This is a genomic window from Amycolatopsis sp. NPDC051903, from assembly GCF_044452505.1.
In the GTDB taxonomy this organism is placed as follows: Bacteria; Actinomycetota; Actinomycetes; order Mycobacteriales; family Pseudonocardiaceae; genus Amycolatopsis.
The window spans coordinates 25683-40930 of the sequence record NZ_JBITBT010000049.1 but is presented as its reverse complement, the minus strand read 5'-3'; the positions used below and the strand labels follow the sequence as shown (position 1 = coordinate 40930).

Here is a 15248-nt window from a genome sequence, read left to right as displayed (position 1 = left end):
CTGAGCGTGTCCGGATCGATAGTTTTGACGGCTGTCCACTGCCTAGGTTGCACGACTACGGTGAGCTAACTCGATTACATCGAAGCTCGCGGTCAGGAAGAGGTCGCCTCGCAAACCCGCGACGGCGTCGAGCAAGGAGAATGAATGTTAGTGACGACTAGGTCGCGCGCCGCGAAGCTCGGTGCGTTCGTCGCGGGCGCGGCCCTTCTGCTCTCCGCCTGTGGCGGCGGTGGGGGCGGCAACAGTGCTGTGCAGACCGGGCAGGCATTCGCCGACTGCGACCAAAACCCGAACAGCTGCAACTCGGCGCAGGCCGACCAACTGCAGCAGGGCGGCGACGTCACGTTCGCCATCGAGAAGAACATCCCGAACTGGAACGTCACCTCGGCCGAGGGCAACGTCTTCGAAACGGGCATGGTCACCAAGGGCATCCTGCCCTACACCTTCTACTCGACGCCCGACCTCAAGCCGGTGCTGAACAAGGACTTCGTCGAGTCCGCGGACGTCACCAGCACCAACCCGCAGGTGGTCGTCTACAAGATCAACCCGAAGGCGGTCTGGGACGACGGCACGCCGTTCAACGCGGACGACTTCGTCTACAACTGGAAGGTCCAGAACGGCAAGGACTGCCCCGACTGCGCCGCGGCCAGCACCTCGGGCTACGACCAGGTGTCCAAGGTCGAAGGTTCGGACAACGGCAAGACCGTGACGGTCACCTTCTCCAAGCCGTTCACCGACTGGCGCCAGCTGTGGAGCTCCTCGGGCGCGATGTACCCCGCCCACCTCGCCAAGGCGCACGGTGACATCAACACCCCGGCCGGCCTCGCGTCGTCGTACAAGTGGTTCGGCGACACCGTGCCGACCTGGTCCGGCGGCCCCTGGAAGATCTCGAAGTTCGTGAACAACCAGTCGGTCACCGAGGTCCCGAACGACAAGTACTGGGGTGCCAAGCCCAAGCTGTCGAGCGTGATCTTCCGCGTCATCACCGACGCCACGCAGGAGCCCACCGCCCTGCAGAACAACGAGGTCCAGGTCATCTACCCGCAGCCGCAGGTCGACCTGGTGAACCAGGTCAAGAACATGCCGAACGTCTCTTCGTTCATCGGCCTCGGCCTGACCTGGGAGCACTACGACTTCAACCTGAAGAACCAGTTCCTCGCCCAGAAGCCGCTGCGCCAGGCCCTGTTCACGGCGATCAACCGCAAGGACATCATCGCCAAGACGGTCGGCCAGTTCACCAACAAGGTGCAGCCGCTCGAGAACCACAACTTCATGCCGCAGCAGGCCGGCTACAAGGACGTGGTCTCGTCCACCGGCCAGGGCTCGGGTGACATCGAGAAGGCCAAGAAGATCCTGACCGACGCGGGCTACAAGATCAACGGCACGCAGCTGGTGGACCCGTCGGGCAAGAACGTCGCCCCGATGCGCATCCGCTACACCGTCGGCAACCAGATCCGCCAGGACGAGTGCGAGCTGTTCGCGCAGGCCGCCAAGCAGCTCGGCGTGACGGTGAACGTGCAGTCCACCGACGACCTCGGTGACACCACCACCACCGGCGACTACGACATCATCGTGTTCGCCTGGGTCGCCTCGCCGTTCCCGTTCGCGGGCGCCGTCCAGAACTGGGTCACCGGTCAGGGCAGCAACTACGGCAAGTACAGCAACAAGCAGGTCGACGACCTGATCGGCGAGGCCAACGCCGAGACCGACCAGACCAAGGCCGCGGACCTGCTGAACCAGGCCGACCAGATCATGTCGGACGACGCGTACGTGCTTCCGCTGTACCAGAAGCCGACCTTCATCGCGTCCTCGGACAAGATCGCCAACATCCGCAACAACTCGACGCTGGACGCGCCGGTGTACAACATGGCGGAGTGGGGCATCCGGAAGTGATCACCACCCGGTAGATTCCCGCAGGACAACCGGTGGGGGGCCGGCAGGTTTGCCGGCCCCCCACCGTATGTTCATGTCAGATTGACCGCTTCGTCCCGAACTCCAGATTTGCCCCGTCTCGTCGCCAGGCCCTGCCACCACCAGCGGCGGGCGCCGGCAGAAACACCGTCCAGAGCAGGAAGACCTCCATGCTTGCCTTCGCACTGCGCCGGCTCCTCGTCTCGGTGCCGATCCTGATCGTCTCGACGTTCGTCGTGTTCGTGATGGTTTCCCTGTCGGCCAACCCGCTGAGCTACCTGATCCAGAGAAACCCGCCGCCGCCCCCGCGCGTCATCGAGCTCGAGCGCATCCGGCTGCACCTCGACCAGCCCATCTTCGAGCGCTACTGGAACTGGATCGTCGGCATCTTCCGCGGCGACTTCGGCCCGTCGGTGCAGTCGAACCTCAACATCGGCCACGAGATCTGGGGCCGCTTCGGCATCACCCTGCGGCTGATCGTGCTGGCCATGATCGTGGCCCTGATCCTCGCCGTGCTCATCGGCGTGATCAGCGCGGCCCGCCAGTACTCGAAGTTCGACTACACCGCGACCTTCTTCGGCTTCCTGTTCCTGTCGATGCCGTCGTTCTGGTTCGCCATCGTGCTCAAGCAGATCGGCATCGGGATCAACACGTCCGTCGGTGATCAGATCTTCTTCACGATCGGGTCCTCGTCGATCATCACGACGGGCGGGTTCTGGGCCCAAGTCGGCGATGTCTTCGGCCACCTGATCCTGCCGACGATCTCCCTGGCGCTGACCTCGTACGCGGCCTGGAGCCGCTTCCAGCGCGCGTCGATGCTCGAGGTCCTCAACAGCGACTACGTGCGGCTGGCCCGCGCGAAGGGCCTGCCCCGGTGGACGGTGACCCGCCGGCACGCGCTGCGCAACGCACTCATCCCGCTCACCACCGTGACCGCACTGGACATCGGCGCGATTCTCGGCGGCGCGGTCGTGACCGAAACCGTGTTCCAATGGCAGGGCGCGGGCGCGTTCCTGCTGAACGCGATCAAGCAGAGCGACGTCTACGCCGTGGAGGCGTGGCTGCTCATCGCCGCCACGTTCATCATCCTGCTCAACCTCATCGCCGACCTGCTTTACGGCCTGCTCGACCCGAGGATCCGCTATGCCTGACGACGCGATCTCCGCCACGCCCACCACCCTGGGCTCTTCCCGCTTCGCCCCGGACGACCCGCAGACCCCGCAGGGCGCCCCCGAGCGGGAGTTCACCGTCAAGGAACGCAGCCAGGCCCAGCTGGTCTTCCGCCGCTTCCTCCAGCACCGGCTGGCCATGATCAGCCTCGTGGTGTTCGTCCTCATCGTGTTGTTCGCCTACGTCGGCCCGCTGGTCTGGAAGTACGGCCCGGGGAACATCACCGATGACAACTCGGCGCCGCCGTCCGGCGCGCACCCGTTCGGCACCGACGCCGTCGGCCACGACACCCTGGCGCAGGTGATGCGCGGGACGCAGATCTCGCTGCAGATCTCGGTCCTCATCGCGATCTTCGCGACCGTCGTCGGCACCATCTGGGGTTCGGTCGCGGGCTACTACCGCGGCTGGATCGACACGCTGCTGATGCGCATCGCCGACCTCGTGCTCACGCTGCCGCTGCTCGCGGTCGCCGCCGTGCTGGCCCACCAGGTGGGTGGCACGTGGTGGCTGATCGCGGTGGTCATCGCCGGCCTGTACTGGGCGTACGTCTCCCGGGTCGCCCGCGGTGTCGTGCTGTCGCTGCGCGAAAAGGAGTTCGTCGAGGCCTCCAAGGCCCTCGGAGCGAGCGACGCCCGGATCATCTTCCGGCACCTGGTGCCCAACGCCCTCGGCGCGATCATCGTCAACCTGACGATCCTGGTGTCGATCGGCATCCTGCTCGAGACTGCGCTGTCGTTCCTCGGCTTCGGTGTCCAGCCGCCCGACACGTCGCTCGGCCTGCTCGTCAGCACAGCGCAGACGGCGGTCGACACCCGCCCGTGGCTGTTCTACTTCCCGGGTGTCTTCATCATCCTGATCGCGCTGACGATCAACTTCATCGGGGACGGCCTGCGGGACGCGTTCGACCCCCAGCAGACGAAGGTGCGCGCATGACCGACTACGACTCCAACACCCGCGGCGGCGACCCCGTCCTCGTGGTGGAGGACCTGACCGTCCAGTTCCCGACCGGCGAAGGCGTGGTCAACGCCGTGCGCGGCGTGAGCTACCAGCTGCAGCGCGGCGAGGTGCTCGGCATCGTCGGTGAGTCCGGCTCGGGCAAGTCCGTGACGTCGATGGCCGTGATGGGTCTCCTGCCGCGCACCGCCAAGATCTCCGGCTCGATCCGCTTCGACGGAGTCGAGTTGCTGAAGGCCAGCGAGAAGGAGCTCAACAAAGTCCGCGGCAAGGGCATCTCGATGGTCTTCCAGGACCCGATGACCTCGCTGAACCCCGTGTACACCGTGGGCGACCAGATCGCCGAGGCGATCACCGCGCACCACAACGTGCGCAAGGACGTGGCGAAGAAGCAGGCGATCGACCTGCTGGACCTGGTCCGCATCCCGAACCCGAAGCAGCGCGCGGAAGAGTACCCGCACCAGCTGTCGGGCGGGATGCGCCAGCGCGTCGTCATCGCCATCGCCATGGCGAACAACCCGGACGTGATCATCGCCGACGAGCCCACCACGGCGCTCGACGTGACCGTGCAGGCCCAGATCCTCGAAGCGCTGCAGGCGGCTCAGAAGGAGACGGGCGCGGCGATGGTGCTGATCACCCACGACCTCGGCGTCATCGCCGGCCAGGCCGACCGCGTGCACGTGATGTACGCGGGCAAGGTGGTCGAGTCCGGCACCGTCGACGAGATCTTCTACACGCCGCGCATGCCCTACACGCTGGGTCTGCTGGGCAGCCTGCCCCGGCTCGACGTGAAGACCGAACGGCTCACGCCGATCACCGGCTCGCCGCCCGCGACCACGAACATGCCGCCGGGCTGCCCGTTCAGCCCGCGCTGCCCGCTGTCGCAGGACATCTGCAACGAGGAGGAGCCGCCGCTGGTGGCCGGCCCCGGCACGCAGTGGGCGGCCTGCCACTTCACCGAGCAGGTGGTCGGACACGACCCGGCCGACCTGTTCAGCGCCACTTCGGCCGACACGGCTGCCATCCCGGTCACCGTCGACGCCGCGATCGACACGGAGACGAACTGATGACCGAGGCCACGGCGGGCACGACCCCCGTCCTCTCCGCGCAGAACCTGGTCAAGCACTTCCCCATCCGCGGCGGCGGCGTCGTCCGCCGCACGACGGGTGCGGTGCAGGCCGTGTCGGGCGTGTCGTTCGACATCTACCCGCACGAGACGCTCGCGCTGGTCGGCGAGTCGGGCTGCGGCAAGTCGACCACCGCCCGCATCGCGCTGGCGCTGCAGCCGCTCACCGACGGCAAGGTCACCTACGAGGGCCGCGACCTGGCGAAGATGTCGAAGCGCGAGCTGCAGCGGCTGCGCCGCGACATGCAGATCGTGTTCCAGGACCCGTACGCCTCGGTCGACCCGCGGCTGCCGGTGAACGAGATCATCGCGGAGCCGCTGCGCATCCACGGCCTGTACAACAACGGCGGCCGCCAGCAGGTCCGCGACCTGATGAAGACCGTGGGCCTGCGCCCGGAGCACGGCAACCGCTTCCCGCACGAGTTCTCCGGCGGTCAGCGCCAGCGCATCGGCATCGCCCGCGCGCTCGCGCTCAAGCCGAAGGTCCTCGTGCTCGACGAGCCGGTGTCGGCGCTCGACGTGTCGATCCAGGCCGGTGTGCTCAACCTGCTGAAGGACCTGCAGGCGGAGCTCGGGCTGTCGTACCTGTTCGTCTCGCACGACCTCTCGGTGGTGCGGCACGTGTCCAACCGCATCGCGGTGATGTACCTCGGCAAGATCGTGGAGACCGCGCCGGCCGAGGACCTGTTCACCAACCCGGCCCACCCGTACACCCAGGCGCTGATCTCGGCGATCCCGGTGCCGGACCCGCGCAAGGAGCGCACGCGCCAGCGCATCGTGATCACGGGCGACGTGCCGAGCCCCGCGAACCCGCCCTCGGGCTGCCGCTTCCGCACGCGCTGCCCGAAGTTCGCGAACGAACTCGACGACGCGGGCCGCAAGAAGTGCACCACGGAAGAACCCCTGCTGCTCGACCACGGTCAGGGCCACCCGACGGCGTGCCACTTCGCGGAGAGCCTGCAGCTGATCTGAGCGACACGTAAAAAGGGCTCCTCGGGGATTTCGCTCGAGGAGCCCTTTCTCGTTGCGGGCGTCAGTTCGTGCCGCGGGTCCAGTTCACGGCCGAGCCGAACGGGCCCTGCATCGGCGGGCCCGGGGTGAGGCCGGAGATGCCCTTGCCGACAGCGAGGGTCTCGGCTTCCTGGAAGAGCGGGATCACGACGTTGGCCGACCACAGCTCGGGTTCGAGGGTCTTGAGCGCGTCGGCCAGTGGGGTGGTGCCGGTGAGGGCCGAGTCGATCGAGGCCTGGAGGTTCTCGTCGCACAGGCCGGCGGAGTTGGCGGGCACGACGGGCTTCGTCTTGTCCGCGGTGGCCTGGTCGGGCGCGCAGCCGAAGGTCGACGCGAGCGCGGTCGCCGGGTCGCCACCGACGGGTTGCGGGACCACCGCGATGTCGACGCCGACGTTGCCTCCTGCGTCCGGGCCCGCCTGCTGCTGGCCGTTGACCACGGGCATGGCGAGCAGCGACGAGAACAGGTCCCGCGGCTGCGGGGTGATGGTGTTGACCTGCACGCCGCCGGCGACGAGCTCGTCCGAGAGCTCCTTCGCGATCGACGCGTACGGCTCCTCCTGGCCCGGCGACGCGATGACCAGCGACAGCGTCTTGGTGCCCTTGCGCCACACACCGGCGTCCTTCGTGTAGCCGGCGGCCTTGAAGTAGCTCTCGGCCTTCGCGAGGTCGGGGGTGGCGGGCGGGCCCGCGGGGATCGTGGGCGCGTAGCCGGCGCCGGACGGCGGGATCACCTGCGCGTCGGCCTTGAGCCCGGCCGACGGGCCGCCCATGGCACCCGCGGCGATGAGCTTGCCGCGGTCGAGCAGGGCCGCGACGCCCTGGCGCACCTGCTTGTCCGACAGCGCCGCGCTGACTGGCCGCAGCAGCACCGTGGCCGCCTCCGGCCGCGGCACCGTCGTGAGCTTCACGGCGGGGCCGAGTTCGTTGAGCAGCTGCAGGCCGTTGGCGTCGGTGCGGGTGAGCGAGAACTGGTCGTTGCCGCTGCGCAGCGCGGTCGCGATGCCGGCCGGGTCGGAGCGGCGCAGGATCAGCGTGTCGACGGCCGCGGGCTTCTCCCAGTAGCGGTCGTTGCGCTGCAGCACGACCTCACCGCGCGCGGTGTCGATGGTCTTGATCGCGAACGGTCCCGCCACGGCCGGGAAGTTCGTGGCCAGCGCGCCCCGCCAGCCGCCCGGAGCGTCCTTCAGGAGGTGCTGCGGGAGCAGGTTGTCGAACAGCGTCTGCCAGGCCGGGTACGGCTTGCTGAAGGTGACTTCCACGCCCTTGCCACCATCGCGGGGCTGGATGTCGCTGATGAGCCGGTAGCCGGCGGGCTCGATCACGCCGGGCTGCGTGCGCATGGCGTCGGCGAGGTAGATGAAGTCCTCGGTGGCGACCGGCGCGCCGTCGGACCAGGACGCGTCGGGCCGGATCTCGTACTTGACCGTGAACGGCATCTGCGACACGACCTGGGCCGAGGTCATGAGGGTTTTGTCGAGCTCGCGCTTGCCGTCGTCGCTCTGGCGGAACACCGAGGGCAGCAGCAGCTGCGACAGGGCGGTGGTGACCGTGGACGAATCGGCGATGGCGTGCGGGTTGTAGCCGCCCACCACGTCGTCGATGCCCACCACGATCTGCGACGCCGCGGGCTCCGCCGAAGTGCTCGTCGCCGCCGAGGACGGCACCACGGGCGGCGGCGGGGTGTTCGAACACGCGGCGAGGAGCGCCCCCGCGAGCGCCAGCACCGGCGCCGCCTTGCGTCCCATCCGCACGCGCAACCCTCCCGTTTCCCCACGGCCCGAGCCGACATGCTGCCATGCCGGCGCCTGCTCGGCACCGAGATTCCCACATCCGGCCAGGCCGTCCGACACCGGAGTGGATACCGCCAACCGGTGGACGTGCGAGCGGCCGCCACGGTTCCCGCGGGCGGTGTGCGGAACCGGTTCCGGCGGTGCGGGTTTTGTGGAGGTCCGTGGCGGAGCCGGCCCGGTTCGGCGAGCGGCACGGCCGAACCCCGGAGACGCCGAAGGGCGCCGCTCCCCGGGTGGAGCGGCGCCCTTCGGATCGGAAGCGTCAGCCGTTCTCGCGGCTCTTCGCGCGCGAACGCTCCTTCGCGCGGGTCGCGATGTCCAGCGTCACCTTGCGGACGCGGACAACCTCCGGCGCGACCTCGACGCATTCGTCGCTCGCGCAGAACTCCAGCGCCTCTTCGAGGCTGAGTTTGCGGGGGCGGGCGAGGCGCTCCAGCTCGTCACCGGTGGAGGAGCGCATGTTGGTGAGCTTCTTCTCCTTGGTGATGTTGATGTCGAGGTCCTCCATGCGCGGGTTCTCGCCCACGACCATGCCCTCGTAGACCTCGGCACCGGGCTCGACGAAGAAGCTGCCGCGGTCCTGGAGCTGGATCATCGCGTACGCGGTGATGGGCCCGGAGCGGTCGGCGACGAGCGAGCCGGTGTGCCGCGTGCGGATCTCGCCGGCCCACGGGAAGTAGCCCTCGAACACGTGGTTCGCGATGCCGGTGCCGCGGGTCTCGGTGAGGAAGTCGGTGCGGAAGCCGATGAGGCCGCGCGAGGGCAGCACGTAGATGAGCTTGATGCGGCCGGTGCCGTTGCCGCTCATGTCCTCCATGCGGCCCTTGCGGGAGGCGAGCAGCTGCGTGATCGCGCCGAGGTGCTCCTCCGGCGAGTCGATGTACAGGCGCTCGAACGGCTCGTGCAGCTTGCCGTCGATCGTGCGCAGCACCACCTGCGGCTTGCCGACGGTGAGTTCGAAGCCCTCGCGGCGCATCTGCTCGACCAGGATCGCCAGCGCCAGCTCACCTCGGCCCTGGACCTCCCAGGTGTCCGGGCGCTCGGTCGGCAGCACGCGGATCGAGACGTTGCCGATCAGCTCCGCGTCGAGGCGCGCCTTCACCAGCCGCGCGGTGACCTTGTCGCCGCCGTTGCGGCCGGCCAGCGGCGAGGTGTTCACGCCGATGGTCATGGAGATCGCCGGCTCGTCGACGGTGATCCGCGGCAGCGCCGTCGGCTCCTCGGCGTCGGCGAGCGTGTCGCCGATCGTGATCTCCGGGATGCCCGCGATGGCGACCAGGTCGCCGGCGCTCGCCTCGGTGGCCGGCACGCGGGTGAGGGCCTCGGTGACGAGCAGCTCGGAGATGCGCACGTTCTGGACCGAGCCGTCTTCGCGCATCCACGCGACGGTCTGGCCCTTGCGCAGCCGGCCCGCGTGGATGCGGATCAGCGCGATGCGGCCGAGGAAGTTGGACGCGTCGAGGTTCGTGACGAGCGCCTGCAGCGGCGCGTCGGGGTCCGCGACCGGCGCCGGCACGTGGCTCAGCAGCGTGTCGAACAGCGGGTCGAGGCTCTCGCTGTCGGGCAGGCCGCCGTCGGCCGGCTGCTCCAGGCTCGCCTTGCCGGCGCGCGCGGAGGCGTAGACCACCGGCAGGTCGAGGATCGCGTCGAGGTCGGCGTCCTCGATGTCGCTCGCGAGGTCGAGCAGCAGGTCGTGGGTCTCCTCGACGACCTCGGCGATGCGGGCGTCGGGCCGGTCGACCTTGTTCACGACCAGGATCACGGGCAGGCCGGCTTCGAGCGTCTTGCGCAGCACGAAACGGGTCTGCGGCAGCGGGCCTTCGCTCGCGTCGACGAGCAGCACCACGCCGTCGACCATCGACAGCCCGCGCTCGACCTCGCCGCCGAAGTCGGCGTGGCCCGGGGTGTCGATCACGTTGATCGTGATCTGGCCGCCGGGGGTCTGGCGGTGGATCGAGGTGTTCTTCGCGAGGATGGTGATGCCCTTCTCGCGCTCGAGCTCACCGGAGTCCATGACGCGGTCGACGACCTCCGCGCGCTCGGCGAAGGCGCCGGACTGCCGGAGCATGGCGTCGACCAGGGTGGTCTTCCCGTGGTCGACGTGTGCGACGATCGCGACGTTGCGCAGGTCGGGCCGGGTCTTGCCGCTCGCGCGGCCGGTTTCGACTGCGGTGGCGCTGGCTGCGGGCACGCGAAGACTCCTGAACTACGAAGGCGGGTGGGTGGCCGCGTCGCGGGCGGATGGGTGGCCAGCGCGGATACGTCTGGGCCACGTCACCGGCATCGTGACCGGCTTTGGCCACACGCGGACCTCACCAGAATACCTGGTGCTCCGGTGTGAGGAGCGCCACGCCCCATGATCGGTTAGGCTCACCTAACCTAAGGGTGGTTACGCCGTCGAGTCACCCGGGAGCCCGGCCTTGGGCAAGAAGGACAAGAAGCAGCCCGACGACCCGCGCGCGGTCGTGCGCAAGCTGATGAAGGCGGGCAAGGTCAAGAAGAAGTGCTGCCGGTCGTCGTCGCGCTGCAAGAAGTGCCCGGTGCTCGCGCTGAAGCGGGCGAAAACCGATTTGGCGAAGGCGGCCTGAGCGGCTCCACCCCTTCCTCATGATCGCCGCCGCCGTTCCGATCATCGAGCCCTGCAGTGGAACAACCCTTGTCCACAAACGGAAATCGCATTTCCGGTTACGACGATGATCGTCGCCGGCAATGATCCGAAGGCCGCGGCGGAGATCAGAACGCGCCGATCGAAAACCATTGCGCGCCGCTTCCTCCACCAATTGATCACTGAGCCGGCCCGGCCTACGGTCACGTCGTGGACGAAACGGAGACGCGAACCGCCGTCACGTACCTCAACCAGGACTGGGCCGGGTTTCGCGAACCGCCCGGCGGCGGGGGCGCGGAGGCGGTGCCCGGTGGGCCTCCCGCGATCGACCCGCGCTATGCGCACCAGGACCGCGTGCCCTACTGGCCCCGGGGCGAACCGCGGCCCGTGGTGACCGACCACCAGGGCTGGGCCCGGACGCGGTTCCTCGGCGCGACGGCGGTCGGCTCCGCGATCGCGGTGGCGTTCCAGTGGCCTTCGGACGAGGCCGCGGCGCGTACCTACTTGCCGGTGACCGATGTCACAGGATGGGACGTGGACGACCGCCTGACGTCGTCCGTCCTGCAGGCCCGGGTGGCCGAACTGCTGGCGACACCAGCGTGGACCACGACGCGGTGCCACCCGGTCTCGGACCGGCTGGCCCTCGTCCTGTCCTGAACCCGTCAGGACGCGTGCGTGTGCTCGACCGCCTCGTTGACCAGCCTGAGCTCGGGCGCCGTTCTGGTCGGTGAGAACTCGATGACCTCGTAGCTCGCCAGGTGCTGGACCGCGAACGGGTCCGTCGCGAGGACGGCGTCCAGCTTGCCCCGGGCCATCGGCCGCGTGATGATCACGCCGCCGGTGCGGGGCTTCTGCCGTCCGGAGGCCAGGAAGTGCCCGTGCTCGTACTGCTTCGCGAGCCACTCGGCGTGGTCCGGCAGCGCCAGGTCGATCTCCTCGATGGGCGCGGTGTACGTGAGCAAGACGACATACATGTCACGACGGTAGTCCCGGTTCCGCCCCACGGCACCCGCAACTGTTCTAGACTGCCGCCATGCACGCGCACAGCACCCAGTGGTGGCCGCCCTCCGGCGGCCCCGTAGCTCTGCGCTGAAACCAGCGAAGGCCGCCCCGGTGGGCGGCCTTCTCGCTTTCTCAGGCGGGTCTCCTCCCGGGGCAACAACCAGGAGAGGAACCCGCAGTGGTCCAGTTGTCCGGCATCACGCCGTCCGGTCACGTCCAGCTCGGAAACCACCTCGGCGCCCTGCGGCGCTGGGCGGCCGAAGGCAGGCCCGACGACCTGTTCTTCGTGTCCGACCTGCACGCGATGACCAACGCCCACAACCCCGCGAAGCTGCGCGCCCTGGCCACGGAGCAGCTCGCCGTGCTCGTGGCGACGGGCATCGCGCCGGAACGCGTGTTCGTGCAGTCCGACATCGCGAAGGAGCTGGGCGCGCTGACGTGGGTCCTCGAGTGCACGTGCTCCTACGGCGAGGCCGCGCGGATGATCCAGTTCAAGGAGAAGTCCAAGGGCCAGGCCGGAGTGCGCCTGAGCCTGCTGACGTACCCGGTGCTGATGGCCGCGGACATCCTGCTGCAGGGCGCGTCGAAGGTGCCGGTCGGTGAGGACCAGCGCCAGCACGTGGAGCTGGCCCGCGCGCTCGCACGCCGGTTCAACACCACGTACGGCGAGGTCTTCACGGTGCCGGAGGCCACGCTGCCGCCGGCGGGCGCGCGCGTGAAGGACCTGGCCGACCCGACGCGCAAGATGTCCAAGTCGGCGCACGACGCCGCGGGGGTGGTGTTCGTGCTCGACGAGCCGGACCAGGTGCGCCGCAAGATCCGCCGCGCTCGCACCGACGGCGGCTCCGTCCCCGCGTACTCCCCCGAAACGCGCCCCGGGATCGCCAACCTGCTGGACATCCTCGCCGCCTGCACCGGCGGCGACCCCGCGGAGCTGGCCGACGCGTACCCGTCGTACGGGGTGCTCAAGGACGCCGTCGCCGACGCCGTGATCGAAGAGCTGCGCCCGGTGCGCGAACGCACCCTGGCGCTGCTCGCCGACACCGCCGAGCTCGAACGCGTCCGCAAGGCGGGTGCCGTGCGAGCCGCCGAACGCGGTGACCACCGCCTCTCCGCCGCGCTGCGGCTGATCGGCGCCGGCTGAAGGGGGCCGTGGGGGTGGGTTTTCCTTGGGGCAGAAGGACGATCCACCCCCTGCGCAACCAAGGGTCAGTGCGTCAGCAAGGCCCGCAGATCGGGGATCAGCCCGCGGTCCGCGGGCAGCCAGTCGATGTCGTCGAGCTCGTCGGGGCCGACCCAGCGCAGGGCGGTGTGCTCGACCGCCCGCGGTTCGTCTCCCGGGGAGATCAGCGCGGCCGCGTACACGCGGAGCACCTTGCCGCCCGGCAGCGGCACTTCGGCGCCGACGCGGGAGCCGATCGTGACGGCCACGTCGAGCTCTTCCTGGCACTCACGGGCGAGCGCGTACGAGTCGGTCTCCCCCTCCTCGACGCGCCCGCCGGGCAGTTCCCACTGGCCCGCGTGGTGCGGCGGCCAGGCCCGCTGCTGGGCGAGCAACTTCCCTTCGCGCACCAGCGCCGCTCCCACGATGACCCCGTCCATCCGCCCAGTCTCCCGCACGGGGGTCAGCCCTCCGCCCGATCCCCCTGTGCGGCGCGCCACGCGACTTCGAACCGGGCCCCGCCTTCGGGCGATTCGCCCACGCGCACGCGGCCGCCGCGGCGGCGCACCGTCTCGGCGACCATGGCGAGCCCGAGCCCGGTCCCGCCGGAGGACCGCGCGCGGTCGTCGGCGACGCGGTAGAAGCGGTCGAACACCTTCGCCCGGTGCTCGGGGGCGATGCCGGGCCCGTCGTCGTCCACCACGACCCGCACGTGCGAACGCGAGGCCAGCACGGACACCACGATCTGCCCGGCCGCGTGCCGGCACGCGTTGCGCAGCAGGTTGTCCAGCACCAGCTCGACCTCCGAGTGGTTCCCGAGCGCCCACGCCTGCGCCACGGCCGCGCTCACCCGCGTCTCGGGCGCGCCCGCCGGCAGCCGGTCGACGGCCGCGCGCACCTCCGTGACCAGCTCCACCGGTTCGGCGGGCGGCACCTCGCCGGCGTCGGAGCGCGCGAGCGAGAGCAGGCCGTCGAGCAGCGCCGACAGGCGTTCGGCCTCGGCGAGGATGTCGGTCAGCGTTTCCTGTGCCAGCTCGGGATCCGGGTTCGCGACGGCGACCTCGGCCTGCACCCGGATCGACGCGACGGGCGAACGCAGTTCGTGCGCCGCGTCGCCGGTGAAGCGGCGCAGGCGGCCGCTGGCCTCGTCCTGGCGGACCAGCAGCGCGTTGAACTCCTCCGCCAGCGCGCGCAGTTCGTCGTGCGACGTCGGCAGCGGCAGCCGCGAACCCGGCGGCAGCGAGCGCACGAGCCCGCGCATCCGCGCCACCGGCCGCAGCGCGAAGCGCACCACGAGCCACGTCGCCAGTCCCGCCACCACCGCCCCGGCGAGCGCGACGACGACCAGCCACAACCCGCCGTAGTGCACCGCCGCCGCGAAACCCACCAGTCCGGCACCCGCGACGACGAGCCGCTGGGTGCCGTCCGGCGCGCTCACGACCTGGCCGCGCCAGCGCGAGCCGTCGGCCTGCACCGGCACGCCGGCCTTGAGCTGCCGGACCGCGTTGTCGTCGAGCTGCGGCCGCGCGCGACCGTCGACCGGCGCGCCCGAAATGTCCAGCACGCGCACGGAAACCGGGTCGGCCGCGGCGAGCGGACGGCCGGTCGTGACGTCCGCCGTCGCCGGACCGAGCGCGGAGGTGAGCTCGCGGTCCACCGAGTCGACGAGCAGCGGCTCGAGCTGGTTGGCGGCGAGCACCGCGAGGCCGAGCAGACAGGCGAGGGTGATCGTGGTGGCCAGGACGGTGATCCGGACCTGCAGCGACCGGCCCCGCCACCACGACGGCGAGCCGATCACCTGACCTCGTCGAGCTGCGAATCGGACGCGAGGTAACCGTGGCCGCGCACGGTCCGCAGCAGCGACCCGGCACCGACGGCGTCGAGCTTGCGCCGCACGTACCCCACGTAGACCTCGACGAGGTTGCGCGTCACCGCCTGCTCCTCACCCCACACCGCGCGAAGCAGCTCGTCCTTGGTGACGACCGTGCCCGCGCGGCTCACGAGCACCTCCAGCAGCCCGAATTCGCGCGGCGAGAGCGGCACCTCCGCACCGTCCCAGCGGACCTGGCGCAGCGCGCGGTCCACCTCCAGCGCCCCCAGCCGCAGCGGGCCGCGCGACGCGTCCGGCCCGGCGCGGCGCAGCACGGCCCGCAGCTGCGCGACCAGCACGACGAAGGAGAACGGCTTCACGACGTAGCCGTCGGCACCGAGGTCGAGGCCGTCGGCCTGGTCGATTTCGCCGTCCTTGGCGGACACGAGCAGCACCGGCGTCGTCACGTGCTCCGCGCGCAGCTGCTGCAACACGCGATAACCCGACAAGCCGGGCAGCATGATGTCGAGCAGCACCACGTCGAACGCGCCGGTGCGCGCGAGCTGCAGCCCGCTCGGCCCGTCGGCGGCCGTGACCACGTCCATGTCCTCCGCGCGCAGGCCGCGGTGCAGCGCCTTGCGCACGCCCGGCTCGTCGTCGACCACCAGCACCCGAGGTTTCACAGGTTCATCATGACCGGTTCGC

Annotated in this window: 14 protein-coding genes; 8 read left to right on the top strand and 6 right to left on the bottom strand. The window is 69.9% G+C overall.

The window, feature by feature from the left end:
* Nucleotides 1–144 precede the first annotated feature (144 nt).
* From ACIA77_RS47045 to ACIA77_RS47025, 5 genes are all read left to right on the top strand, one after another.
* A complete protein-coding gene (locus ACIA77_RS47045; protein ID WP_395892712.1) occupies nucleotides 145–1893 on the top strand; it encodes an ABC transporter family substrate-binding protein in 1749 nt (582 codons plus the stop codon).
* A 188-nt stretch (nucleotides 1894–2081) separates the two neighbouring features.
* The gene (locus tag ACIA77_RS47040; RefSeq protein ID WP_395892711.1) at nucleotides 2082–3062 is read left to right on the top strand and encodes an ABC transporter permease; all 981 of its coding nucleotides are present in this window, start codon (nucleotides 2082–2084) and stop codon (nucleotides 3060–3062) included.
* Complete coding sequence (locus tag ACIA77_RS47035) at nucleotides 3055–4014, top strand: ABC transporter permease (protein ID WP_395892710.1); 960 nt, start codon at nucleotides 3055–3057, stop codon at nucleotides 4012–4014. Before ACIA77_RS47040 ends, ACIA77_RS47035 begins: the two co-directional genes overlap by 8 nt.
* On the top strand, nucleotides 4011–5102 hold the full coding sequence (locus ACIA77_RS47030; protein ID WP_395892709.1) for an ABC transporter ATP-binding protein: 1092 nt from the start codon (nucleotides 4011–4013) through the stop codon (nucleotides 5100–5102). Before ACIA77_RS47035 ends, ACIA77_RS47030 begins: the two co-directional genes overlap by 4 nt.
* On the top strand, nucleotides 5102–6133 hold the full coding sequence (locus tag ACIA77_RS47025; RefSeq protein WP_395892708.1) for an ABC transporter ATP-binding protein: 1032 nt from the start codon (nucleotides 5102–5104) through the stop codon (nucleotides 6131–6133). Before ACIA77_RS47030 ends, ACIA77_RS47025 begins: the two co-directional genes overlap by 1 nt.
* A 61-nt stretch (nucleotides 6134–6194) precedes the next feature.
* Here the strand turns inward: ACIA77_RS47025 and ACIA77_RS47020 are convergent, their stop codons facing one another.
* Together ACIA77_RS47020 and typA are read right to left on the bottom strand one after the other, a co-directional pair.
* Entirely contained in the window at nucleotides 6195–7919 is a 1725-nt protein-coding gene (locus ACIA77_RS47020) for an ABC transporter family substrate-binding protein (protein WP_395892732.1), read from the bottom strand.
* A 307-nt stretch (nucleotides 7920–8226) separates the two neighbouring features.
* Nucleotides 8227–10155: a translational GTPase TypA gene (typA, locus tag ACIA77_RS47015; protein WP_395892707.1), complete on the bottom strand. Its 1929-nt coding sequence runs from the start codon at nucleotides 10153–10155 to the stop codon at nucleotides 8227–8229.
* A 229-nt stretch (nucleotides 10156–10384) separates the two neighbouring features.
* Here typA and ACIA77_RS47010 point away from each other — a divergent pair, with 229 nt between their 5' ends.
* Both ACIA77_RS47010 and ACIA77_RS47005 read left to right on the top strand, forming a co-directional pair.
* Entirely contained in the window at nucleotides 10385–10552 is a 168-nt protein-coding gene (locus ACIA77_RS47010) for a hypothetical protein (RefSeq protein ID WP_395892706.1), read from the top strand.
* Nucleotides 10553–10779: 227 nt separating this feature from the next.
* Complete coding sequence (locus tag ACIA77_RS47005) at nucleotides 10780–11226, top strand: hypothetical protein (RefSeq protein ID WP_395892705.1); 447 nt, start codon at nucleotides 10780–10782, stop codon at nucleotides 11224–11226.
* 5 nt (nucleotides 11227–11231) lie between these two features.
* On the opposite strand, the gene ACIA77_RS47000 is transcribed toward ACIA77_RS47005, so the two are convergent.
* Entirely contained in the window at nucleotides 11232–11543 is a 312-nt protein-coding gene (locus ACIA77_RS47000) for a YciI family protein (RefSeq protein ID WP_395892704.1), read from the bottom strand.
* Nucleotides 11544–11749: 206 nt separating this feature from the next.
* On the opposite strand from ACIA77_RS47000, the gene trpS reads away from it, so the two are divergent.
* On the top strand, nucleotides 11750–12715 hold the full coding sequence (trpS, locus tag ACIA77_RS46995; protein ID WP_395892703.1) for a tryptophan--tRNA ligase: 966 nt from the start codon (nucleotides 11750–11752) through the stop codon (nucleotides 12713–12715).
* A gap of 65 nt (nucleotides 12716–12780) precedes the next feature.
* On the opposite strand, the gene ACIA77_RS46990 is transcribed toward trpS, so the two are convergent.
* The 3 genes from ACIA77_RS46990 to ACIA77_RS46980 are packed head-to-tail and all read right to left on the bottom strand — an operon-like array spanning nucleotide 12781 to nucleotide 15226.
* A complete protein-coding gene (locus ACIA77_RS46990; protein ID WP_395892702.1) occupies nucleotides 12781–13173 on the bottom strand; it encodes a (deoxy)nucleoside triphosphate pyrophosphohydrolase in 393 nt (130 codons plus the stop codon).
* A 23-nt stretch (nucleotides 13174–13196) separates the two neighbouring features.
* Entirely contained in the window at nucleotides 13197–14531 is a 1335-nt protein-coding gene (locus ACIA77_RS46985) for a sensor histidine kinase (protein ID WP_395892701.1), read from the bottom strand.
* Entirely contained in the window at nucleotides 14528–15226 is a 699-nt protein-coding gene (locus ACIA77_RS46980; RefSeq protein WP_395892700.1) for a response regulator transcription factor, read from the bottom strand. The genes ACIA77_RS46985 and ACIA77_RS46980 overlap by 4 nt, the downstream gene beginning before the upstream one ends.
* Nucleotides 15227–15248: the final 22 nt, after the last annotated feature.

Excerpts from the sequence above, each read along its gene's own strand:
- ACIA77_RS47025 (WP_395892708.1), top strand. The coding sequence starts at position 5,102 with ATGACCGAGGCCACGGCGGGCACGACCCCCGTCCTCTCCGCGCAGAAC.
- ACIA77_RS46990 (WP_395892702.1), bottom strand. The coding sequence starts at position 13,173 with ATGGACGGGGTCATCGTGGGAGCGGCGCTGGTGCGCGAAGGGAAGTTG.
- ACIA77_RS47045 (WP_395892712.1), top strand. The coding sequence starts at position 145 with ATGTTAGTGACGACTAGGTCGCGCGCCGCGAAGCTCGGTGCGTTCGTC.
- ACIA77_RS47040 (WP_395892711.1), top strand. The coding sequence starts at position 2,082 with ATGCTTGCCTTCGCACTGCGCCGGCTCCTCGTCTCGGTGCCGATCCTG.
- ACIA77_RS47035 (WP_395892710.1), top strand. The coding sequence starts at position 3,055 with ATGCCTGACGACGCGATCTCCGCCACGCCCACCACCCTGGGCTCTTCC.
- ACIA77_RS47020 (WP_395892732.1), bottom strand. The coding sequence starts at position 7,919 with ATGGGACGCAAGGCGGCGCCGGTGCTGGCGCTCGCGGGGGCGCTCCTC.
- ACIA77_RS47030 (WP_395892709.1), top strand. The coding sequence starts at position 4,011 with ATGACCGACTACGACTCCAACACCCGCGGCGGCGACCCCGTCCTCGTG.
- ACIA77_RS47000 (WP_395892704.1), bottom strand. The coding sequence starts at position 11,543 with ATGTATGTCGTCTTGCTCACGTACACCGCGCCCATCGAGGAGATCGAC.